Here is a 21,032-nt window from a genome sequence, read left to right as displayed (position 1 = left end):
TGTTTTAATGCATGGAGAGCAATGCCATGGACCTGCGCCGCCTCAGCCACGTCGTCGCCCTTGCGGACACTCTGCACTTCGCCCGCGCCGCCGAAGCAGCCCACCTCAGCCAGCCGGCCTTCAGCCGCAGCATTCAAGCCATTGAGAGCGACCTGGGTATTCGCCTGTTCGACCGCGAAGTTGGTGACGTGCGTCCCACCCCGGCCGGCAAATTCGTCATCGAGCGAGCGCGCAAGCTCCTGTTCGAAGCACGTTGCCTGCAGCGCGACATAGATCTTTACCGCGACGGCCAGCTCGGCGACACGCCCTTCGGTGTCGGACCGCTGCTGACGATCACCCTAATGCCACGCGCGCTTGTGGCGCTGCGCCGCGAGTATCCGCAGGTGGCGCTGCGCATGGAGGTCGGCAACTGGTTGCAGTTGCTGGAGAGCCTGCGTTCCGAGAACATTGAGTTCTTCGCCGCCGATGTGCGCGACATGCCTAGGGACGCCGCGCTGGATATCCAGCTGATCGGAGGGCAACCGGCCCACCTCTACGTGCGAGCAGGCCATCCGCTAGCCGGCCGCGAGCACACGCTGCAGGAAATCTGGGCGTACGGTCTCGCGGTGCCTAAGCTACTGAGCCCCTCAAAGGTGGAACTAGCCGCCCTGCTGGGCCTGCCTGAGGGCCAGGAGGCCACCATTGCGCTCGAGTGCGACAACTATGGCATGCTCAAGACGGTCGCGCTCACCACAGATACCGTTCTGGGTGCGACGACCGCGGCGGTATGGGAGGAGCTAGAATCCGGGAGGCTCGTCCGACTTATCGTGCACGGCTGGCAATCGCCGACGTCGACCACGGGCATTGTGCGTTTGCGAGGGAGAACCTCGTCGCCGGCAGCTAAAGCAGCCATCTCAGCGATTGTGCGCGCCGCGGGCGAGATCAACGTGTAGGCGCTTTACAGCACTGGCGCATGGTTCGGCGCAGATGTTTTTGCAATGTCGGGACCGATGTCAGGACGGAGCGGTAGCCGGTGAGAAACGAGAGGCTGGAGCTCTCATTGAAAATTTAAGACCGCTCATGGCCGGCTGCGCCTGCGAATGATCGACCGCCGTATGGAAGTCCGAATCGAGCAAGCACCACAAACTGATCAGTCCCATCCGATCTGTGTTTATTGGCTGGCCATCTGGCCAGCCGTATCCTTTCGATCTCCATGAAATTTCGGTGCGATGTATTTTTTACAAATACGCGTAGGTTTCGTCGCGCGCTCCCCGTCGTTGCTGCGCCTCAGAGGGACCCGACACCGATGGGATGCAATACCGCGCGGACCATCGTCTACTGCGTATGCCCAAGGGCCACACTTTTAAGGTTTTACGGACCGACATGAATGAGACCGTGACGTGGGGCGTCGATATCGGCGATCAAAAAGATGGAGCTTGCGACCACGAGGGGAAGGACGAGAGCCAGTGGCATAGATGTTCGCGCACGATAGCCCAACAACACTGTGCAGCACAAAGCGATTGCTGCCATTAAGAGCCATGCCGCGATAGGAATTCGGTTCCACTCTGATGCCTGAGCGTCGCCCTGAGCCTTCAACAGATCATTCATGCCGGCGACTATGAGGGCGACCACAGGCGTTGGCTGCGCCGCCGCAGCTTCGCGGATGGGTACCCAGAGATCGCCCTCCAGTTGGCTGGTGCGCTGAGCTATCTGCGCCCGTCGCGAAATGTCCCTGATGTCATAGAACAATATGCGCTGATCAAGATATTCTCTCAGCAGCTTGCGTACTTTCTCGGCCTCTACTGGCTGCAGTAATTCGGCGCGCGCTATTTCAGTACGGGTCGCGCTGGCCTCCGCTTCTTCAAGCCTTTTGCGCTCATCGTAGCGGTTCGTGGCCATGGCGAAGCTGAAGCCTATGATCAGCGCCAAGAGTGTCAGTGTGGCCGCTAGAATGATGTCCAAATCGTCTTTATGATCTGCCGTGACAGTTGGGTATCGCTTGTGCAAGGAGGCACCCGCTATCGTGGCAATCGACAGGAGAACAAAAGTAAGGACGAACACAAAAAAAAGGATAATGCGCCAGCTTTCCATGGTGTGCCCTCGACTGCGAGCTGATTGGCCTTTGTCATCGTGAAACGCTTACGCTGTCTCAGCGCAAGACAACCAGATCAGCCGCAAATCGGATCGCCTTTGACCGTTATGCAACCGTGCTCCTTACACAATTTCGCGTTGTCGGAATGGCTACGCTGCGAGCCGGTAGCAGGATTTACCCGGCCGATACCCACCAAATCTCGGCCGCGCGCAAAAATACTGGACTCCGATTGGCCGCCTAAACCCGCATCGTGGCAGCAGTCGGGATGAAGTTCCGGAGTCCGCCGGCAATGCCCGTCTCATTGGTCATGCTCGCAGGAAACTGCATTGACCTCCGACTAGACGAGCTGCCATTTCCGGGCGATCGTTTTGGCGGGGATGAAGTCCCGGTCTCGGGAGCATCATCGGGCGCCTGTGCTCGATTTGGAGCTAATACCGGCTGAGTATGTTCATGCCTGCGGCAATCTGACACACCGCTACAAGGCCAACCGTTGTCAATCGAGCATCGACGAATCTTTCAGCGCGCCTCGTCTGACCCCCGCTGCAAGAGGTCGCTAAGCCGCCGCAGCAGTAAATGGAGGGTCTCCATGTCCGACGCCCATACCCGCGACCCCTCGTGGAAAACCGACCTGATCTGGCACTATTTCCACAGCGTCACGACCGCGGCAAAGGCGCCCGCCGCTTATCGCAAGTTCTACAGCAATCAAGATCCCGGCGACGAATTGGACAACCGCCATCGCGTTTATGAAATGTTGGTGGACGAGCCGGTTAACACCCGTCCCATTCTGCTGGCGACCGCGGACGAGTCGATGGAAAACTACAAGAAGAGCAAGCTGCCATGGAACCAGAACAATGGCGGCTTCCTGAAGGCAGTGAGCAATGAATATTGGTGCGGTTCGATCCTCAAGATCGTATTCGTCCGCTACATGGGCTGGAAAATGGTCGAACCGACGGCGCGCGACCAGGTGAGCGCGGGTCGCGATCCCGGCAAAGCGGTGGATTGGACAATCAAGAACCTCGAAAACAAGGTGCCGGTACGAGCCTCACTCGGCGGTGCCCACTATGTCGGCATCGTCGGCCACCGCACCGCAGGAGCCGACAACAAGGTCACAGAGTTTCTCTGCCTCGACCCTTGGGCCTATGGCATCGACGGCGGCAACATGGACATGAAATATGCCGGTACAGAGACCGCGTTTCTCGGGATTAGCAAACGCGACGGTGCGATATGGACTTATAGCAACAAAGCCGTCGCCTTCGTTGAACGGCCATCCTAGGGGCGGTGGGTTGCCATCATTCTCACGCGCCCCCGCTCAGACCCGCTCGCGAATGCGGAACGGGCTAAGAAATTCATAGAGATCTAGCGCCCCCAACGGTCTTGCCAAATCTTCTCTCCAATCCAGCAGGGTACGCGCGGCTCATTCTCTATAACTGGAACGACCAACCGCTCGGGCGCGCGACCCGCTACCTCAAAGACTAACTTGGTTCGAATTGCCTCTTTCATCTCGTCGCGCAACTTGATGGAGACCACAAACGAACCTGGCCCTCCAATCACGCAGTCCTCATAGTACCAATCGAGATTATTGATATCCATGGCGTTAGTCGACGGCTCCTTGATCATGATCGGGAGGCCATTGATGGCAATGCCTTTCTCGATTGCGGCATCACGTGCAATGGTAACAGGAATGCCATTGTTATTGGGACCGTCACCAGAAATGTCGATCACGCGTCGCGACCCCAAAAACCGATTCTCGTCGAACAGCGGAACGGCGAAATTGATCGCGCCAGAGATCGATGTACGTGAACCTCTGTGCAATGGGGCTTTCATGATTTCATCGGCCACTGCTCCAGCGGATTCCTGCCCATCAATCACACGCCAAGGAATAATGATTTTCTGGTCGCTCGACGCCGACCACTCGAAGTATGTGACAGCTATCTTGTTAGTCGGTCCTTGCTTGAGGGCCTGAAGAAATTCCTTTGAGGAGATCGCCTCGGCATACCCTTCGCGCTGAACGGCCAATTCGTCTACATCCATCGAGTAAGAAACGTCAACAGCGATAACAAGCTCAAGATCCACCGATACGGAAGCTTCCCTGTCGTCGCTTCGTTGAGAGCCGAGGTTTCTCGGTCCGGCCGCGCCCGCCGAGATGGCTCCGACGACGAGCATAGCTCCGATTGACATAGTCCAGCGCATCGTAACCTCCAGTACGGACCAAAGGTGACACGGATAGCGGAGCCATTCAAATCCGCCGGGAGGGAAACCCGACCTCTAAGAAATATGCGTCCGCCCTTGTCTGTCCGGTGTATCGTTCTCAACGATCGAATAATTCAAAAGAAACATACAATTCCCCAGCTGCTCCAGAGCCAATCCTTGATCAGCGCTGGCGCGTCCTTTGGCGAAATCATCACCCATTATTGGGCAAAGCTTTCTGGCTCAGGATTCTTTGAAGACATCAGCTTCCGCCGGTCCAGAGATTGACAACCGACTGCCGCGATAGATATGGAGCGAGTTTTCAAGAACATCCCGGAGCCCGAGGACATCCAGCACGCGCTGATCATTGTTGCGGGCTCGGCCGAGCAGGAACAGAGACGTCCGCTGGCGACAAAACGGTCGGCAAACCAAACGAACCGTCTCGTCACCACACCGATGAGCAGCGCCACCCTCAAACTGAGCGGCCGTCTATGCCGGACGAGAGCACATGGATAGATGACGAGATCGGCGTTGGTCGGCTTTCGTCTATGAATTGATGCGCCTTATATTGGTGCGCTATCAACGGGATGGAACTTCGCTTGGCGAGCCGGATCAGGCGCCAGCACGGCCAGCCCCCGGCCAGAAGCAGAAACCATAGCTATTTCAGTATCTTCTTTTCATCCCGGAATCGGGCCGGCTAGCCGTTAGCTTTACACTCTTCCGTGTGCCGTTGAACGTCCTGGCCACCCTGAACGACAACATTGAGAATGGATTGGACCTAAGATTGGTACTTGTAGGGAGAAGGCCTTCCGACGCTCGCAGAGCTTGACACGGACGAGTTTGTCTGGGGCCAACTTCGAAAGAGCTACCATTGTTTCGGGCAGATTCTGGACGGTGGCCATGAGCTTGTACACACACTTCAGAGTTTTTGTTCTTCTTGCGGCTTCAGCCCTTCTCGCTTCGCAGCCTGCGTGGGCAACGAAGCGCGTGGCTTTGGTAGTCGGAAATTCGAGCTATCAAAATGCGCCCTTACTTCCGAATCCTGCCAATGATGCCACCGCTATCGCCGCGACCCTGAAGAACGCCGGGTTCGATTTGGTGGAGTCTCGTCTGAACCTGACCTCAAGCGATATGCGGCGGGCACTGAGGGATTTCGCGGATCAAGCTCGCGATGCAGACATCGCCGTCGTCTACTATGCAGGTCACGGAATCGAGATCGACGGGACGAATTATCTGATTCCGACCGATGCCAGGCTTGAACGCGACACTGATATCTATGACGAGGCCTTCTCGCTCGATCGCGTCCTACTAGCAATTGAACCCGCGAAGCAGCTGCGCGTCGTGATCGTTGACGCCTGTCGCAACAATCCATTCGCCGACACGATGAAACGAACCGTCGCTTCGCGCGCGATAAGCCGCGGGCTCGCCCGGGTAGAACCCGCGGTATCCAATACGCTGATCGCATTTGCGGCCAAAGCCGGACTGACCGCGCTCGACGGCAACAGCAAGAACAGTCCATACGCGACAGCGTTGGTCAAGTATATCGCAAAGCCGGGACTCGACTTGCGTCGGGCTTTTGGCTTCGTTCGCGATGATGTTTTGCAGGCTACCGGCAATCGACAGGAGCCATACGTTTATGGCTCGCTGGGCGGCGAAGACGTCGCGCTCGTACCAAAGGCAGAGGAGCCGGTGCCGCCGCTGGCTAACGCCTCGTCGGAGATTCGTCGTGACTACGAATTGGCCCTTCAACTCGGCAACAAGGCCGCTATGAGCGCGTTCCTCGCCCAGCATCCCGACGGATATTACGCAAATCTTGCCAAGCTTCAGCTCAATCAAATCGACGCCGAAGACGCGCGCGTTATCGCGACCAAGAAAGCGCAGGAAGCGGAGCAGCAGAAAGCTCGGCTTGCGTCCGAAGGTGCCCAGCGAGCCGAACAGGAAAAAGCGACCGCAGATTTCAAGGCCGCGGAGGATGCCCGTATCGCGGCCGAAAGATCAAAGCAGATTGCGCAGGAACAAGCGACCGAGGCCGAACGGAAGCGGACTGCATCGCAATCCTCAACGGTCGCCATGCTTTCGCCGAATGGACCCGTAATCGACGGCGCCAAGGCGGCCAATCTTGCGATCGCCGCCCCATCCCAGAATAGCGAGGGAGCGAAGGTTGCCGCCTTGAACACGGCACCGCCACAGGAGGATCTTGCCAAATCAGTCCAGAGCGAATTGAGCCGGGTCGGCTGTTTCACAGGGTCCATCGACGGTGAGTGGAACGCAGCCTCGCGTCGTTCCCTAGCCCTGTTCAACCGCCACGCCGGTACCAAGCTTGACGTCAAGGTTGCGAGCCTCGATGCGCTCGATGCGATCAAGATCAAGCCGGCCCGGGTCTGCCCCCTGATCTGCGAGCACGGTTACAGGGCGGACGGCGATCAATGCCGCAAGATCACCTGCGCCGAAGGCTCGTTCCTCAATGAAGACAACGAATGCGAGAAGCGCCGCGGAAAAAAGCCGGTGGCGAAGCGCAACATGGATGAGCGTCCCTCGCGCGCGGATCGTCCGGTACGCGATATCGCCGAGCCGCAAGCCGATGTCCCCCAAAGAAGGCAGGCGACTGCCAGGCCCGCAGGTGGCAGCGGCCAGATCGTGTGTGATGCTTATCTATGCCGCCCGGTCCGACGCGGGTGCCATCTCGATTACCGCGGCGGCGGAGGTCCCGGCGGCGGTACCGGTAATGTTGAGGTCTGCAACTAGGACGGGATGCATGGCGGCACGTTCGAGATCGTATGCGGGCCGCTCGGTAAAGCCGCAGAGCCAGGCATAAATCCCAGCGGCAGCCTCGGCCAAATTAATACGGCTCGGTCTGAGCAAACCGTAGCAACGCGATCGGCTACCTTACTTGATGGAGTATGATTTGATGTCGAACGACCAATTGTTCGGCAACAGTCTTCGACCGCCGCTGTCCGGTATCCGCAGCTGACTGGTCCAATCTGACAGATATCTCAACGTATCAGCCGGCCCTTCAAGCTGCCGCTGAATGTCTGGCAAATCGAGCAATTGCACAGGTCGCTCGCTGAGGATCGCAACGATCACAGCTGATCCGGCCGGCGGAGCGACAACATATTCAAATCCATGTTGTTGTGCCGCCGGGGTCGGAACGATGAATTGGACACCAGGCTTCACAAGATTCATGTCGCGTTCGACCGACTGCGCCAATAGCTCGGCGGTCGGAAAGATCTGTGACATCCGGCCATCCGCATCAATATCCACCAGCATAAGATAGCCGGGCTTCCTGGACGTTACGCGGAATGACACCTTGCCGCCAATATTCACAGTTGAACCCGGCAGGATTTCAAGCGACACGCTGGCAGCATTTGCTAGGCCGCGCGCGGCCTGCACGTGCCGGAGCAAGGGAATGTTTGTCGCAGCAGATGGAAGTGCCGATGGCGGCGGCGCGGCGCACGCGACCCCGCTTCCCCCCAGCAACAATACGAGCGCGGGCCAGGATTGCTTCCGAAAAACGAGTTTCGCTGGCGACATGCCCGCGGCTTCGTCAAGGGACGCTGAAAAAGCCGATTGACGCGATCCGCGCGTCCGCCGGCAGATAGCGCTCCAGACTTTTGATCATCTGCCCCGAGGCGCGGCGCCGGTTGAGCTGCATCAGGACCCTCTCCAGATCTACCATCCGCTGCTGCGAAGTCACCGCAACGATCTGCTCGGCACCGAACGGCTCGCCCACCCGCAGAGGCAGCCGCAGATTTGCCGATCGCGCCAGCGCGGCATCAGAACCCACCGGATAGAGCATTTGGATAGTTCCATCACCGGACACGTTGAATAGCAGCACCGCTCGTGAATCGACGTCGGACAATTCGACCTCTACGGTCTGGCCGTTGCGCTGCTGTCGATCATCCGGCCAAATGCGCATCACCTGCGGCGACTGTGTCGCCATGCGCTTAAGCTCCCGAATGGCTGCAGTTCGGTTGACCACTGTCGTCAAGCCGGCAACGTCAACACCATAGGCGATCACATCGCCCCAGGCGATGACGTCATGCGACACAGGGTCCCAGATCAAGTCGGGATTATCGGTGGGTTGAACGGCCTCCACACTGGCATCCTGCGGCTTGACGCTGGCGAAATAGTTCACCTTGCCGTCAAGCGCCGCCAAACGGATCGGCGTGGTGAGGCGGAAGGGCGGCAGTGCGGCACTCGGCGCGGCCGCGCCTGCCGCGGCGACGCCGGTTGGAGCGGTTTGTGAAGTGGCCGTAGCGGCCGGCGGCGCCGGGGGTTGTTTCGCGACGGGCGCGACGGCAGCAGCCTGACCGGAGGCAGCTCTCGCGGCCGTCCCCTGGATCAGCACCACGCCGCGCGTCAGTTCGAAGGCGACGTCGGTTTCCGGCCGCTGTGTCGGCGACGATACCGTCACGATGTTTTGGCGTTGGTCGGACAACTGATAGACCACCTGCCGAACATTGCTGAAAAGCTCCTTCAGAGTCACTTTACCATCATGATTGATGTCCGCGTTGCCCTCCACTGCCCGCGCGACAGCATAACTCAGGGCGCCGCGCAGGCCATCGATCCCGGGGATCCGCACTTCCGGGGCCTTGGTGTTTCGATCGACGGCGGCAATGAATGCAGTGTGGTCGAGATCGAGTTCGGACTTTGGGTCGTCGCTGCTCGACACCGGCTTCAGTTCATCAACCAACAGCGTGTAGCGCGGCACCTGTCGAAAGCTCATCTCTGCCGCACGCGGATCGATATCGCGCACCATTCCACCGCCGTGGCAGGTATCCGCAACGAAGATCACTTTCGCGCTACGCAATTCGAACTGGCGGATGAAATGGTTGAATTCGCTTCCGAGAATGCGCTCGACCGATCCGGCCGGCGTCGTGGCGAATTCGGGCAGCAGGAACACGTTCTCCATTCCGTCCGGTTCAGAGCCCTTGACGCGCTCCGGCTCCTGCGAGCCGTGACCTGCGATTGAGAGGAAGATGAGATCGTTGCTTTTTGTCCGCTCCACCAGTGAGCTGATCTCACGCAGGACGCTTGCCCGATCCGCCTGCGCATTGGTCAGCTCGACCACATCGCTGACGCCCATGGTCCTCAGGGTGGACACGATGTCATTGGCGTCGGCGACCGCGCCCTTCAATTTGCGGACATGCTGGTAGTCGTCGATGCCGATGACGAGCGCCCGGAGAGCCGCGCCGTCGGGATTGCTTATCGACAGTTCACCCGCGGCATGCGCGCGCTGGGGTGGCAGGCCGATCAACGCAGCAAGCAGGATGGCTGCACACAGCCAACCGGCCCTTTGATCAAAGCCCTTGAGCCTTCGCATTGTGGTCCACCTCGATATCAAGCAGGTCCACCCTGGAACCGCACCGGCATGGTAGAGCGGCAGGATGCCGCTGATCTCCAAAACCAGCACACAGGCGGTGACTCCGTGTTCATCTGTAGCCTCAGGGAGACCACAGGTTCAGCGCCGCTTGTTCGCCGTTTTGCGGCCCGTCGGCGCCTCGGTCTCCTGATAGGCGTTCGCGGAAACAGTGGTCTGATCATCTGCGAACGCGCGAAAGCGGACCGGAACGTAACCGCGTGCGAGCAGGCTTGCGAGCGGATAGACGTTGCGGCAGACCCTGCCGTTGCAGCCGCCCGTCGAGGATTCCATGACCTCCACCTTGCGATCCGGCGTGAACCGCAGGAACAACATCACGTGGGAACCCGGCTTGTTCAGGGCGTCACCGGGCTTGAGGTCCCAGGGGTTGGTCACGGGTGCGGCGATCGCGGGGATGGCGGCGGTCGTGTAGTGGACGGAAAGTCCCCATGTGGCGCTGACGAACGCTGAGCAGTCGACGCCAGCCACATCCGGTCGTGGCTCGTTGCGGGTGCAGACATTGCCAGCAAGCGTCCCGCTTTCGATCCGCTGCCGGAAATTCGCGAGCGAACCATGGCAACCCCAGCAATAGGGCACGCCCCGCACTTCCTGGTTTACCTTGCCCTGCAGATACCACGGCCGGCGAATCCGGCTGAAACCGGAGCATTGGCTGTCGGGATCGCTGCCGTAGTTCGCCGGTGTCAGCTTCCACTGAATGCCCTCAAAGGCGAAGGCCGTCTCGATCGCCTGCTGGCGATTGGACGGCCGCACGGCGGCGGTCGCGTTGAACTTGAAATCCGGCTGCGCCGCCGGCTTGGCCGCCGTGCGCGACGGCCTGACGTCAATGACGGACACTTTCCCCAGTGGCCGGAAGCCGACACCAACCACCTCAACACCTTCCGGCTTGGTGCGCAGAAAATAGACATCGCCGTCGCCCGAGATGGTGACGAACCGGCGGGTCAAAGGCGTGTTCTCCAGCGGTAACTCGTAGATACCCTCAAGGCGTCCGTTCGCGGCATAGCGTGCCACGAATGTGGTGGCATTCTTGCCCGATGGAGGAATGTCCTCGGCCAGCACATAGAAGCGGTCACTGTTGTCGATCTCGAGAAACTCCACGGTGCCGAGCTGGTTGCGGACGCGCAGGCCGAGCTGACCTATGGTCTCGTTGGAGACCATGGTCTGGATTTCCACCCGAACGCTGTTATTCCCCTTGTCGGGAATGATATCGGCGATCACCGATCCCTTGCTGCGCGAGGCGATATACTGCCGGTCGGGCTGCCGCGTCGTCCTCACGATAGCCGCACGCGTATTCTGATCGAGCAAGTCGGTCGGGCTGCTCAACGCCTGCGAGCCCATCTGTGCGAAGGCCGAAATGGCGACCTGGTCGTCCGTTCCGCGGGACGAGACTTCCTCCAGCTGAATCACGTCTCCGCCCAGCCCGCGGGTGGACTGTCCTGGTGCTGCCTTCAGCATCCTCACGCCTCCGTCCCAAACCATGATGTCGTCATTACGAACGACGAGGTCGGTGGGCTGGACATCGCTTGGCATCTTCAGGATGTCAGGAGCCGCGTTCGGCTGTTTAGGGTCGAACTGCAGAATGCGGCCGTTGATCTGATCAAGCACAAACAGGTTTCCCTGTCCGTCCGCGGTGAGCGCTTGCGGGCCTGCGAGTTCAACGTCTTGGACGGCCGGAACGATCCCGACCATGGATGCAGCCGAACCACTGGCAAAGCTTCGCACGACGGCATCGTCGGCCCTTGCCCCGCTAGTAACGATGATCGCGCCGACGATGGAGAGCCAGATCCAGCTAGATCGACGAACCATATCCGCCTCAATGTAACCGAACCGAATGCAGCGTCAGTCCGACTAATCCAAGACTGCGCGAGCGCAGCATCAATTAGTGGCGAGCAACGGCGGTCCCGTTCAACTCTTCACTGGACGGTGATAGTCCGAACTCCTTCACTTTGCAGTGCACAATCATGGCCAGAAACAGATTTGAGCAAGTCAACGAAATCCAGCCCGACGCGATCACTCTAGTCTTGAGACGCGACGACGGGGGCGCCTCCGGGTCAATTGTGTTGCCAGCCGCCGCAACCGGGGGACGCTTGAGCGGCGACCAGGTCAGCTCCCAACTACCTGCCCAGGATGCCTTTCGCGGCGCGATCCGTCTCGCCAATGACATGAAGCTCGCGATCGTGGTTTGCGACCCGGATGGCGTCTGGAAGCCGGAATGGGGAGATCTTTACCAGGCGATCGATTGATCCCACGCTGCGGCGCCACATGGAGGCCGGCATGGCAAATGGAGCGTTAAGCGGGCCGTCATTGAGATCGCAAGCCCTGATGATCGCCCTGTTGGCAGCAACCGGTTGGCCCGCGCAGGCGAACGACTCCGCGGCGGAATTGTCCATCGGCGGGCTGCAATTCGTTCGCACGAAGGATGTGGCCATGGCGAGCGAGGAGCTTCGTATCGGGTTGGACAGGGTCAGCGTTCGCTACCAATTCGTCAACCAGACGAGCAAGCCGGTTGCACTCACTGTCGCCTTTCCGCTGCCCGACATCGATTTGTCCGAAGCCGAGAACATCGCTTTTCCATCGAGCAATCCGGTCAACTTCGTCGAGTTCGAGACCAAGATCGACGGCAACGCGGTGCCGCTGACCATCGACCAGCGCGCCATGGTCGGCAGCAAGGATGTGACCGCCCTCCTCCGTCAATTTAAGCTGCCTTTGCTGCCGCTCGGCGATCGTGATATCCGGATCGCCGACCTGCCCGTGGCAACCCGAACCAAGCTGATCGATGGCGGCCTTCTTATGCCTGCCGGCATGAACGACAACGGTCGCCAGCAATACATGCCTGGCTGGATAACCAAGACTTCGGCCGTTCGCGAGCAAGTGTTTCCTGCGGCGCGTACCGTCATAGTCGAACATCAGTATCGCCCCAGCGTCGGTTCCAGCCCTGACACGGTCCTGCGCTCGGGTCTGCGTCGCAGCGCGGCGCTAGGTCCGGAAGTCGAACGGTACAGGAAGGAGTATTGCGTCACGGATGCGTTCCTTGCCGAATTGGACAAACGCGCGGGCAACAGCCAAGAAAATGCGGCCAAGCTGCAGGAGCGGCGCATTTCCTACGTGCTCAAGACGGGTGCGAACTGGGCGGGTCCAATCCGGTCCTTCACGTTGACGATCGATCCGGGCGGCGACGACCGTCTGGTCAGTCTTTGTCCGGGGCGGCTTATGCCGTCATCTGCCAACAACTCGCGCCAATTCACGGCAAGCGACTTTAAGCCGGATGCGGACCTGAAGATCCTGATCATCGGCAAGTTCTGAAGAGCCGCTCAATTCGTGAGCATCACATAGCGTGCGGCCGCAGTGACGGTCAGATTGCCGCGCTGAGCTTCGCTCATCGCCTGCAGAAAGAACGTGTCGGCCGCCATCGGTCGCGGCTGGCGCAGCGAGTCGAGAACACGCGGAGCCGCAACGACCAACAGGAGCTGCGGACCGGTTGTGCGCGCCATCGGCAGGCTAAAAGAAAGCGAGTCGATGCCTGGCTTCAGGAGATAGGACAGGCTTTGCACGTCGCCGCGATCCGAGACCATGAGCAGTTCCACCACGCGGTTCGCAAAATTTTCGATGGTCCCGTTGAGGGTTTCGCCGGCCTTCAGTTCCGTCGCTGACAGGTTGATGCGCGGCGCACGCGCTTGATCGCTTCCAACCTGACTCAAGAATTTGACGGCCGGACATTGTGCCGGATTCACCTGCCTGACGCCGACCGAAGCCTCAAATCCCTGCTCCTTTCGAAACGCCTTGTCGAAGGTATCGAACGGGGCGGTCGAGGCCCCAAAGCCTTCAATGACGGCCGCGCTTGAGCTCACTGCAACAGGCAGGATGAAGAAGCAGTCGCCGCCTGCATATTGGGCGACATATCTGCGGATGCGCTCGGCTCGAGCCGGCCCATCGGGCGACGAAGACGGCGTCACCGTCGGCTGAGACGGCAGTTTCACCGGATCCTGACGTGCTGGCTGTGGCAGAGCAGGCTCGATCCTCGGCGGGGCGGGCGTCGCGGCGAGTTTCGGAGGTGGCGGCAAGGCCGCTACGCCCGATGTCGACCAGACAAATTTATAGAAGCTGTACCCACCGCCCCCCAGCAGAAGCAGCAGCGCCGCGACGCTGGCGCCGAGCCATCCGCCGCGAGAGTTCCGCGGGGTCGATGGCGCCCGCTCCTGCCGCGGAGACGTCCCGGCTTCCGGCTTCCCCAATGGATCGAAGCCGTAGAGTGGCGCGGCGGACGGCTGAACCGAACCCGTCGGCGCCCAGTTGGCGACCTCCGCCATGGTAGGGCGCAAGGCCGGGTCTGGCTGCAGCATCCTCTCGAGCAGGGGCCTGATACGCAGATCCACTGCGCCGAGATCGGGCGCACGCCGACGTTTCTCGACCAGTTGAAACTGGCTTCCACCCATATCGAGCTTCTGTCCGGTCAAGGCATGGAACAGCACGAGACCAAAGCTGTAGACATCGGACTTCGCGGTGACATCATTGCCGTACAAGCCAACCTGTTCCGGCGAAGCGTAATTATCCTTGCCGGCGAAGCCGGAGCCAATAATGGTCTTGTCACCCATCTGGGTGGACCGAGCGATACCAAAGTCAATGATCTTCGCTCGCCTGACATCGTCGAGCGGCACGATGATGTTGTCGGGTGAGACGTCGCGATGGACAATGCCGTGTTCGTGAGCTGCCTGCAGACCCGATGCGACACGCTGCATCAACTTGATCAGCGCTTCGAAGGTCAGCGGCCCATCGTCGAGCATGTTCGACAGCGACCGCCCATTCACGAATTCCATCGCGAGATACGGGCGCTGCAGCACGGGTTCGACCGTGAACAGGAAGTAGCGAACGATCGCTTCATGCGGAAGGTTGTGAAGTGCTGCCGCCTCTCGGCGGAACAGCGCAAGTGCCGCCTCGTTGTCGACCATGTCGGGCAACAACATCTTGACGGCAACTGGCGATCCGGTCTGGATCTCGCGGCATTGGTAGACTTCCCCCATGCCGCCTGCCCCGATCATCGCTTCGATCTCGTAAATGCCGTTGAGCCGGGTGCCGGCCGGCACACCGCGGTAGGACGATCGAAAAGGATCGTTCGCGGTCATCATCGCGGCTCCCGATCGAACGGCGTCCTCGTGGGCTCTGAGGATCGTGGCGCGAGCAGCCGCACGATCACGATCGTCACGTTGTCGAGCCCGCCGCGATCGAGCGCAAGCGCAAGCATGTCGTCGCAGGCTGTCTGCGCAAGGCGAGTGGCCGCGTGCTGCTGAATCTCGTCATCCTGCACGTGTCGGGTCAAGCCGTCGCTGCAAATCACGAAGACGTCTTCCGGTTCGGCCGGACCGGTCACCACCTCGAACTCAGGGTCGGCGACAACGCCGACAGCCCGGGTGATGGCATTGTTCGGCCAATCCTGGACCTCTTCGCGCGATAGAGCACCGCCGGCGATCAGTTCCTCCAACTCGCTATGATCATGCGACACCTGTGTAATGCCACGATGGTTGATCAGGTACACCCGGCTGTCTCCCGCCCAAATGCAGGCATAATGGCCGTCGCGTACCAGCAAGACCGCCGTTGTGGTCCCGACAGTGGCACCCTGCCTTGCTTGGCTGAGTGCCAAAATCTGCTGGTTGGCGCTAAACAGACGCGCCTCGCACTGCGCCAACAGGTCCGACGCGGAGGCAGGCGCGGCGATCGCATCAAGCGACTGTACCACGATGAGGCTGGCAAGATCGCCCGCCTCATGACCGCCCATGCCGTCAGCGACGGCCCATAGGCCGATGTCGGTTCTTACCAGGCAAGAATCCTCGTTCCGCGCCCGCACCCGTCCGGCATGAGTGACGCTACCGACATCGAACAGGGATGGGACGTGTACCATCGCTCGTCATCCCGTCCTGGCTACCGCACGGCCAACGTTGCCGGTCAGCAGCGTGGAGTAGTGAAACGGATCCGGCAATCCGCGGCAACACAGTGCGATCGGCGGGAACCCTTCGCCTCCGGCGGTCCACCAGAAACTAGCCGCGGCATAGATTTGAGGGTTCGCGCCGCAGAGCATGCCGAACGACTCGGCAAACCCATCGACCGGTCCCAACGTCGCGTCGGTCAGCGACACGATTGACGGTCCAGCAGTCCCCGACATCCGCAGACGCGGAAGCGCGAGACGATCCAGCGCATTAGAGATCTGTTCGAACGTCGCAGCCCGATCCAGGGTCGACAGCAGGAATGTCTCCACTTGCCCAAACCACTCGTCCTGCGGATCGATGCTCGGCGGCGGTAACGCGGCGTCATCATCCAACACCGCATGCAACGTCAACGGATAGTATCGCCCCACCCCGTCAAGCGACGGCATGATCGCTCCCGCGACGGTGGTGCCGCAGATTGCGGCTCCAAGCCAGAATCGCCAAACCGGCGCCGTCAGAAATGCTCCCTGCCAGGCAGCGCCGAGTTGATGGCGGCTCGCGGAGATGGCAGCCTGCACCCACGGCTCCCAGACTTCCAGGAAGCTGCGCGGCGTCGCGATCGCGATGAAATCACGCTTGGCACCGATCTTGCCGAATAAGCCGCATCGCATGGTCATATTCCGGTCGGGCATCGAAATTCGCGAAGCACTGACAAGTTTAGCGGATTGCGTAACGATCCGGTCGAAATCTGATAGTTGAGCTCACGTCCGGCAACAATGAACGTGGCGCTGGCGGTTTCCGCCTTGGCGACCAGCGAGCCAGCCTCCAGCATGCGGAACAATGACCAGGGGCCGATGCGCTCAAGCACCGACGGCGAGCCGGTCTCGTTGCTGACCGAAATTGCCGTCCGCGGCGATGGGCCCGGCCAGAGCACGGTCGTCGGTGAATTGCTCTGCGGCGGCGACGGCGCAGCGGGTTGCGGCGCGCCAAACATAGAGGGAGCTGCGGCTGGTCCTGGCAGAGTGGGGCTGGTGATCGTCGTGCCGCCGATCTCAGTCTTGACCGTGATGCCCGGTCCGGCCGCGGGCGGCGGCCGGATCGCAAAGGACACCGCCGGCACACCGCCGCCAGTCTGGAAAAAGGCATCGCGGATATAGGCGGCATTCTGAAACTGCTTCAATGTGTCGGGCGAGAACGATCGGCCGACAGGACTCTCCTTTCGCCAAACCCAGTCCGAACGCGACGTATCTGCATAGGGCGCCAGAAATTGAGTGAAGAACTTGTCCATGATTCCGTTCGGGCTGAACAGCTTGGCGAAGTCAGCCAGCGGCACTTCCTGACCGCTGCTCCGTACAAACGGATAGCGGTTGGTCACCGTCTGCTGGCAGACTGGCGTGACTTGATCGCGCAACGACTGCAGGATCTGACCAGCCGTGGAGGCGGCGATACTGCCTTCGAACTCCGCGGCCGCTGCCCGCAGCATATCGGAAAATGGTGGCGGCATGCGCGAGGCGTTGTTGCGCAGCGCTGCAACCTGGGTCTGAAGCCCCGCAGTTGCCTGCGCCGTCAGTTGCGGATTCTCGACCATCAACGTCAGATTCTGCGCGATGTCGTTGAGATTTGCGATCGTCGAGTCGATCGGCCGACGGGTGCTCTCCCCCTCGAGCACTGCATGGTAGGGTTTGAACTGCGACTCGATCGCCGCACCCGGCGTGCCATCCGGGGCATTGTTGAACAGCGCAGGCGTGGTCACCGCCGGCGTGCCGGCACTTGCCGGCTTCGGGCGTTCCTTGGTCAGCGTCGTCTCATCACGCACCGATTCCAGGATTTGCCGCATCGGCGAGGTCGGCGCCGAAAGCGCCCTCAGCACCTCGTATTTCGGCTTGTCCGCGAGCAATTTCTTCAGACGCAGACTGCCAAGCGCAGCACGCCACGCCGTTACAAAATCATTGGAGTAGATGCTGAGCAGATCGCCAGCCAGGTTGTCATACTGCTGGTCAATGGCCGACTGCTGGCCAGCGTCACCCAACACCCACCGCTCCCGCTTCATCCGCTCCGACAAACCGGGCAGTCGAGCGATGAACTTCTGCTGGAATCCGTTGTAAGTGAAGAACTCGGGCACCCGCACATTGTCCAAGGGCTGCCCGGTCGTGGTTTCGAACACAACTGCTACGTCCGGACCGCCTCGGCGGCCGACGACCCAGTCGCCGGCGGTCGATCCGCGAGCCTCCGACTTCAAGAACTCGTAGGCACGTTGCGACACGCTGAGGCGCGCCAGCGAATTCTGGGCCTGCTTGATCAGCCGGCCGTCAAGCCCAACCAGCGGCGGCTGCTCGGTTTCGAGGTCGAACATTGCAACAAGATTCTCATCGAGCAGACGCCGTCCTTCCGCATTGGTCGCGCCGGGATAAAGGTTGTCCGCCCAGTCGCGCTGCATCCACGAGCGGATCAATTCCCGGTCCGGGGATTGCAGGCCACCAAGCATCAAGTAGACCTTCAGCGCCTCATAGACGAAGGCAGGCTCATTGATACGCGCATTAAGCTGCTCTTCCAAACGGTACAGCAAGCGAGGCCTGAACATGCGCTCGAGCGCAGTGTGATAGGCTTCCTTCGCGGGCGACAGCAGGCGCGCGTGCTGACTGAGCCCGTAGCGCGCCGAGAGCGCTACCGGCTCATTCCGTGATGCGTAGCCGGCGGGCGCGTTCCGCAGTCGATAGAGCAGCGGCAGCACCTTGTCGAGATCGTGATCGGCGATCAGCGTTTGCTTGATGAGCGGCGCCCCGGCGGCCGCATACTCCCTGTCCGCCTGCAAGCTCTGCTCGATCAGGTCGGAGTTGCGCTTGTAGCTTGTCAGCCAAGCACCGATCAATCCGATCGCCACCAAACCTACCACCGACAACGCTGCGGTCTTGAGGATCAGGGCACGGCGCACCGCAGCACGGTCGGTCGAAACCCAGTCGGCCTCACCGATGATGACCTTCGAAATCAAATCGGCAAGGAAATAGCTCTTGCCGGTTCCGGAGTATGATCCGGCACCGACTTCCTCCGCGCCAAACGTACGCGCCAGCGATCCGATCAATTGATCGATCGGCGTACCCTGCTGAGTGCCGGAGGTGAAATAGAACCCACGCAGGTTGGCGTTCACGTGATACCGCGTCGGCTCAAAAATCTGATTAAGGAAATCGTGGATTTGCGGCTTGAGCCGCGCCATCTGCGCCGGGAAGCCGAACAGCTGCACCCGGTGCTGCGGCGTCGGCTCGTCCTGGAGACGGTCGAGAGTTTCCTCGCTCAGGCGCTCCAGCAGGCGATCGAATTCGCCCGGGACCTGCCCCACCAGATTCTGGGTCTTGTCGGCGGTCTGGAAGGTGGCGCCCCAGACCTGGCGCCGGCCGGCCTCGCCGAGATAGGCGAAATATTCGGTGAAACCGGCAACGAGATCGGCCTTGGTGAACAGCGCGTAGACCGGGAAGCTCACCTTCAGTCTTTGATGCAGTTCGAGCAGCCGCATCCTGATGGCATCGGCATGAAGCGCGAGCTCCTGCTTCGGCAGCGTCAGCACGTCCTCCAGGCTGATTGCGACGAGAACGCCGTTGATCGGCTGGCGCGGCCGATTTTTTTTCAGGATGTCCAGAAAGGACAGCCAGCTTTCCTTGTCGGCCTTGCTGCTTGAGTCTTGGGTTGTGTAGCGACCGGCGGTATCGATCAGCACCGCTTCCTCGGTGAACCACCAATCACAGTAGCGCGTGCCGCCGACCCCGGCGATCGCCGCCGGCGTTGCCCCTCGCGCGAGCGGAAACTTGAGCCCCGAATTCACCAACGCCGTGGTTTTTCCCGCACCGGGCGGACCGATGATGACGTACCAGGGCAGATCGTAGAGATAACCGGACTTGTTACCGCTCGCGGTCTTGAGCGTTGCGAGCGCGTCCTTCATGCGCTCCTTGAGCACCGGCTCGTCGCTGACGGCTTGATCCGCACCGCTGACGCCGTCAGCGATTTCCTTCGCGTTCTTGCGTCGCCTGAAGAAATGAAGACCGGTGACACCTGCCGCTGCGGCGCCGAGCAGCAGGATCGCGATCTGGCGAATGATGTGATTTTCCAATGGATGCCAATCGCCGAAAGCAATGAAGGGACCGGCAAGGTAGATCACCGCCCCAAGCGAGCTGAGCCCGACTCCATAGAGAACGATGCGTAGAATGTCCTTGGCGAGCATATTTACCGGCACCTGTCGCTTACGCGTGAACTTGTGGCGTCCGCCTATTCGCTACGTTCGATGAAGATTTCGACCCGACGGTTCTTGGCGCGCCCCTCGGGTGTCGAATTGCTGGCAATCGGTGAATCCGATCCCTTGCCGTCGACGTCGATGCGCGAACCATCCGCGAGGCCGGGTTTCAGCGCGGCGGCAACCGCCTTGGCGCGCTCGACCGACAATTCGAAATTCGAGGGAAAACGCACGGTGCGGATCGGCGAGCTGTCGGTGTGGCCAACCACTCGGATGCGGCCGGGCTCCTTGTCGAGCGTCGCTGCAACGCGAGCGGCGATCGGCTTGAAGCCATCCAGGATGGTTGCCTGGCCCGACGCAAACAATGCGAGATCGCAGACCCTGATCACGATGAAGCTCGCCGTCTGATCCGCCGTCATGGCGCAGGCCGTCTTCTCCTGCGCGAGCGCGTTGCGAATGCGCTGCAGCTGGGTAATACGATCTGGGGGGGGCGGCGGAGGTGGAGGTGGCGGCGGCGCAACGACGCGGCGCTTGAGCTCGATTGGATCGGCGGGATGCAATGCCAGCGCTGCTTCCGCGGCATTCTCTGCGCGGCCAGCCAGGAATGTCCGCAGCACAAAATAGGATCCCGTCAGCAGCGCGGCGACCACGGCCGCCACCAGCCAAACGGGAATACGCAAGTGCTTCCGCCGACCGGCCAAGGCCTGTCCGCGCCAGTGCGGCGACAAATCGTTGGTCGGCTTAGGCCGAACCCGGCGCAGCGTTTCATAGAGGTTACGCTGGATCACCTGGAGGTTCGCAAGCCCGCCCGGCGACGTCCTTTGAATGCCCTGGAACCCGAGCGCAAGACAGGCGTGCTGCAGTTCGAGCACTGGATAGTTGACCAGCGGATCAGTCTTCAAATGGTCGAGAATCTCGAAAAAGCGTACGCCGCCCACACGTTCGCCGAAGAACCGGCTGAGCATCGAGTACTGCGCCCAGACGTGTCGATCGTCGGTCGGAATGTGTTGCACAATATCATCGGCGGTAGCGCACAGGATGTACTTCGCGGTATTGGCCTGGTGCTCGGAAATGCCGGCCGAGCGGATATCCTTCTCGAAGAACTTAATGGCGTCGGCGACCTGCTCCATCAGGCTCGCGAATGACGCCCTCATCAGCGCTACTCGCAGCCGGCCAAGCAACTGCAGTAAGGGGCCGCCGGCGCGCATCACCGGATTGGCGTTTGGCGCGACCAGATCGTCGACGCGCAAGGGCGGTCCGGGC

At 60.6% G+C, this 21,032-nt stretch carries 15 protein-coding genes; 5 read left to right on the top strand and 10 right to left on the bottom strand.

Annotation, left to right across the window (positions count from 1 at the left end; all coding sequences use genetic code 11):
* Positions 1-26 precede the first annotated feature (26 nt).
* Positions 27-932: a LysR family transcriptional regulator gene (locus tag ACVW1C_RS25065; RefSeq protein ID WP_456760692.1), complete on the top strand. Its 906-nt coding sequence runs from the start codon at positions 27-29 to the stop codon at positions 930-932.
* A gap of 418 nt (positions 933-1,350) precedes the next feature.
* On the opposite strand, the gene ACVW1C_RS25060 is transcribed toward ACVW1C_RS25065, so the two are convergent.
* Positions 1,351-2,070 carry a bestrophin-like domain gene (locus tag ACVW1C_RS25060; protein ID WP_456760691.1) on the bottom strand — a complete coding sequence of 240 codons (720 nt, stop codon included), beginning with the start codon at positions 2,068-2,070 and terminating at the stop codon, positions 1,351-1,353.
* Between the two features lie 587 nt (positions 2,071-2,657).
* On the opposite strand from ACVW1C_RS25060, the gene ACVW1C_RS25055 reads away from it, so the two are divergent.
* Positions 2,658-3,344: a hypothetical protein gene (locus ACVW1C_RS25055; protein ID WP_456760690.1), complete on the top strand. Its 687-nt coding sequence runs from the start codon at positions 2,658-2,660 to the stop codon at positions 3,342-3,344.
* 83 nt (positions 3,345-3,427) lie between these two features.
* Here ACVW1C_RS25055 and ACVW1C_RS25050 read toward each other — a convergent pair whose 3' ends face one another.
* Complete coding sequence (locus ACVW1C_RS25050; RefSeq protein ID WP_456760689.1) at positions 3,428-4,261, bottom strand: DUF1194 domain-containing protein; 834 nt, start codon at positions 4,259-4,261, stop codon at positions 3,428-3,430.
* A gap of 897 nt (positions 4,262-5,158) precedes the next feature.
* Here ACVW1C_RS25050 and ACVW1C_RS25045 point away from each other — a divergent pair.
* The gene (locus tag ACVW1C_RS25045; RefSeq protein ID WP_456760688.1) at positions 5,159-7,003 is read left to right on the top strand and encodes a caspase family protein; all 1,845 of its coding nucleotides are present in this window, start codon (positions 5,159-5,161) and stop codon (positions 7,001-7,003) included.
* Between the two features lie 141 nt (positions 7,004-7,144).
* Here the strand turns inward: ACVW1C_RS25045 and ACVW1C_RS25040 are convergent, their stop codons facing one another.
* From ACVW1C_RS25040 to ACVW1C_RS25030, 3 genes are all read right to left on the bottom strand, one after another.
* Complete coding sequence (locus ACVW1C_RS25040) at positions 7,145-7,789, bottom strand: DUF4384 domain-containing protein (protein ID WP_456760687.1); 645 nt, start codon at positions 7,787-7,789, stop codon at positions 7,145-7,147.
* A 13-nt stretch (positions 7,790-7,802) separates the two neighbouring features.
* A complete protein-coding gene (locus ACVW1C_RS25035; protein WP_456760686.1) occupies positions 7,803-9,581 on the bottom strand; it encodes a caspase family protein in 1,779 nt (592 codons plus the stop codon).
* A gap of 138 nt (positions 9,582-9,719) precedes the next feature.
* Positions 9,720-11,441 (bottom strand): hypothetical protein, encoded by a 1,722-nt coding sequence (locus ACVW1C_RS25030; protein ID WP_456760685.1) that lies wholly within the window; start codon positions 11,439-11,441, stop codon positions 9,720-9,722.
* A 155-nt stretch (positions 11,442-11,596) separates the two neighbouring features.
* Here ACVW1C_RS25030 and ACVW1C_RS25025 point away from each other — a divergent pair, with 155 nt between their 5' ends.
* Entirely contained in the window at positions 11,597-11,878 is a 282-nt protein-coding gene (locus ACVW1C_RS25025; RefSeq protein ID WP_456760684.1) for a hypothetical protein, read from the top strand.
* 31 nt (positions 11,879-11,909) lie between these two features.
* A complete protein-coding gene (locus tag ACVW1C_RS25020; RefSeq protein ID WP_456760683.1) occupies positions 11,910-12,938 on the top strand; it encodes a DUF4424 domain-containing protein in 1,029 nt (342 codons plus the stop codon).
* Positions 12,939-12,946: 8 nt separating this feature from the next.
* Here ACVW1C_RS25020 and ACVW1C_RS25015 read toward each other — a convergent pair whose 3' ends face one another.
* The 5 genes from ACVW1C_RS25015 to tssL are packed head-to-tail and all read right to left on the bottom strand — an operon-like array spanning position 12,947 to position 21,019.
* A complete protein-coding gene (locus ACVW1C_RS25015) occupies positions 12,947-14,755 on the bottom strand; it encodes a protein kinase domain-containing protein (RefSeq protein WP_456760682.1) in 1,809 nt (602 codons plus the stop codon).
* Positions 14,755-15,528: a PP2C family protein-serine/threonine phosphatase gene (locus ACVW1C_RS25010; protein WP_456760681.1), complete on the bottom strand. Its 774-nt coding sequence runs from the start codon at positions 15,526-15,528 to the stop codon at positions 14,755-14,757. The genes ACVW1C_RS25015 and ACVW1C_RS25010 overlap by 1 nt, the downstream gene beginning before the upstream one ends.
* Positions 15,529-15,534: 6 nt before the next feature.
* Positions 15,535-16,227 carry a type VI secretion system-associated protein TagF gene (gene tagF / locus ACVW1C_RS25005; RefSeq protein WP_456763166.1) on the bottom strand — a complete coding sequence of 231 codons (693 nt, stop codon included), beginning with the start codon at positions 16,225-16,227 and terminating at the stop codon, positions 15,535-15,537.
* On the bottom strand, positions 16,224-19,760 hold the full coding sequence (tssM, locus tag ACVW1C_RS25000) for a type VI secretion system membrane subunit TssM (RefSeq protein ID WP_456763165.1): 3,537 nt from the start codon (positions 19,758-19,760) through the stop codon (positions 16,224-16,226). Before tssM ends, tagF begins: the two co-directional genes overlap by 4 nt.
* A gap of 44 nt (positions 19,761-19,804) precedes the next feature.
* Positions 19,805-21,019 carry a type VI secretion system protein TssL, long form gene (gene tssL, locus ACVW1C_RS24995; protein ID WP_456760680.1) on the bottom strand — a complete coding sequence of 405 codons (1,215 nt, stop codon included), beginning with the start codon at positions 21,017-21,019 and terminating at the stop codon, positions 19,805-19,807.
* Positions 21,020-21,032 lie beyond the last annotated feature (13 nt).

The organism is Bradyrhizobium sp. USDA 4011, assembly GCF_054063415.1.
This window is presented reverse-complemented; position numbering and strand designations above follow the sequence as displayed.

What these genes read in the sequence shown, in the direction of transcription:
- ACVW1C_RS25065 (WP_456760692.1), top strand. Translation starts at nt 27, where the DNA reads ATGGACCTGCGCCGCCTCAGCCACGTCGTCGCCCTTGCGGACACTCTG.
- ACVW1C_RS25035 (WP_456760686.1), bottom strand. Translation starts at nt 9,581, where the DNA reads ATGCGAAGGCTCAAGGGCTTTGATCAAAGGGCCGGTTGGCTGTGTGCA.
- tssM (WP_456763165.1), bottom strand. Translation starts at nt 19,760, where the DNA reads ATGCTCGCCAAGGACATTCTACGCATCGTTCTCTATGGAGTCGGGCTC.
- tagF (WP_456763166.1), bottom strand. Translation starts at nt 16,227, where the DNA reads ATGACCATGCGATGCGGCTTATTCGGCAAGATCGGTGCCAAGCGTGAT.
- ACVW1C_RS25050 (WP_456760689.1), bottom strand. Translation starts at nt 4,261, where the DNA reads ATGCGCTGGACTATGTCAATCGGAGCTATGCTCGTCGTCGGAGCCATC.
- ACVW1C_RS25060 (WP_456760691.1), bottom strand. Translation starts at nt 2,070, where the DNA reads ATGGAAAGCTGGCGCATTATCCTTTTTTTTGTGTTCGTCCTTACTTTT.
- ACVW1C_RS25045 (WP_456760688.1), top strand. Translation starts at nt 5,159, where the DNA reads ATGAGCTTGTACACACACTTCAGAGTTTTTGTTCTTCTTGCGGCTTCA.
- ACVW1C_RS25025 (WP_456760684.1), top strand. Translation starts at nt 11,597, where the DNA reads ATGGCCAGAAACAGATTTGAGCAAGTCAACGAAATCCAGCCCGACGCG.
- ACVW1C_RS25015 (WP_456760682.1), bottom strand. Translation starts at nt 14,755, where the DNA reads ATGACCGCGAACGATCCTTTTCGATCGTCCTACCGCGGTGTGCCGGCC.
- ACVW1C_RS25055 (WP_456760690.1), top strand. Translation starts at nt 2,658, where the DNA reads ATGTCCGACGCCCATACCCGCGACCCCTCGTGGAAAACCGACCTGATC.
- ACVW1C_RS25020 (WP_456760683.1), top strand. Translation starts at nt 11,910, where the DNA reads ATGGCAAATGGAGCGTTAAGCGGGCCGTCATTGAGATCGCAAGCCCTG.
- ACVW1C_RS25040 (WP_456760687.1), bottom strand. Translation starts at nt 7,789, where the DNA reads ATGTCGCCAGCGAAACTCGTTTTTCGGAAGCAATCCTGGCCCGCGCTC.
- ACVW1C_RS25010 (WP_456760681.1), bottom strand. Translation starts at nt 15,528, where the DNA reads ATGGTACACGTCCCATCCCTGTTCGATGTCGGTAGCGTCACTCATGCC.
- ACVW1C_RS25030 (WP_456760685.1), bottom strand. Translation starts at nt 11,441, where the DNA reads ATGGTTCGTCGATCTAGCTGGATCTGGCTCTCCATCGTCGGCGCGATC.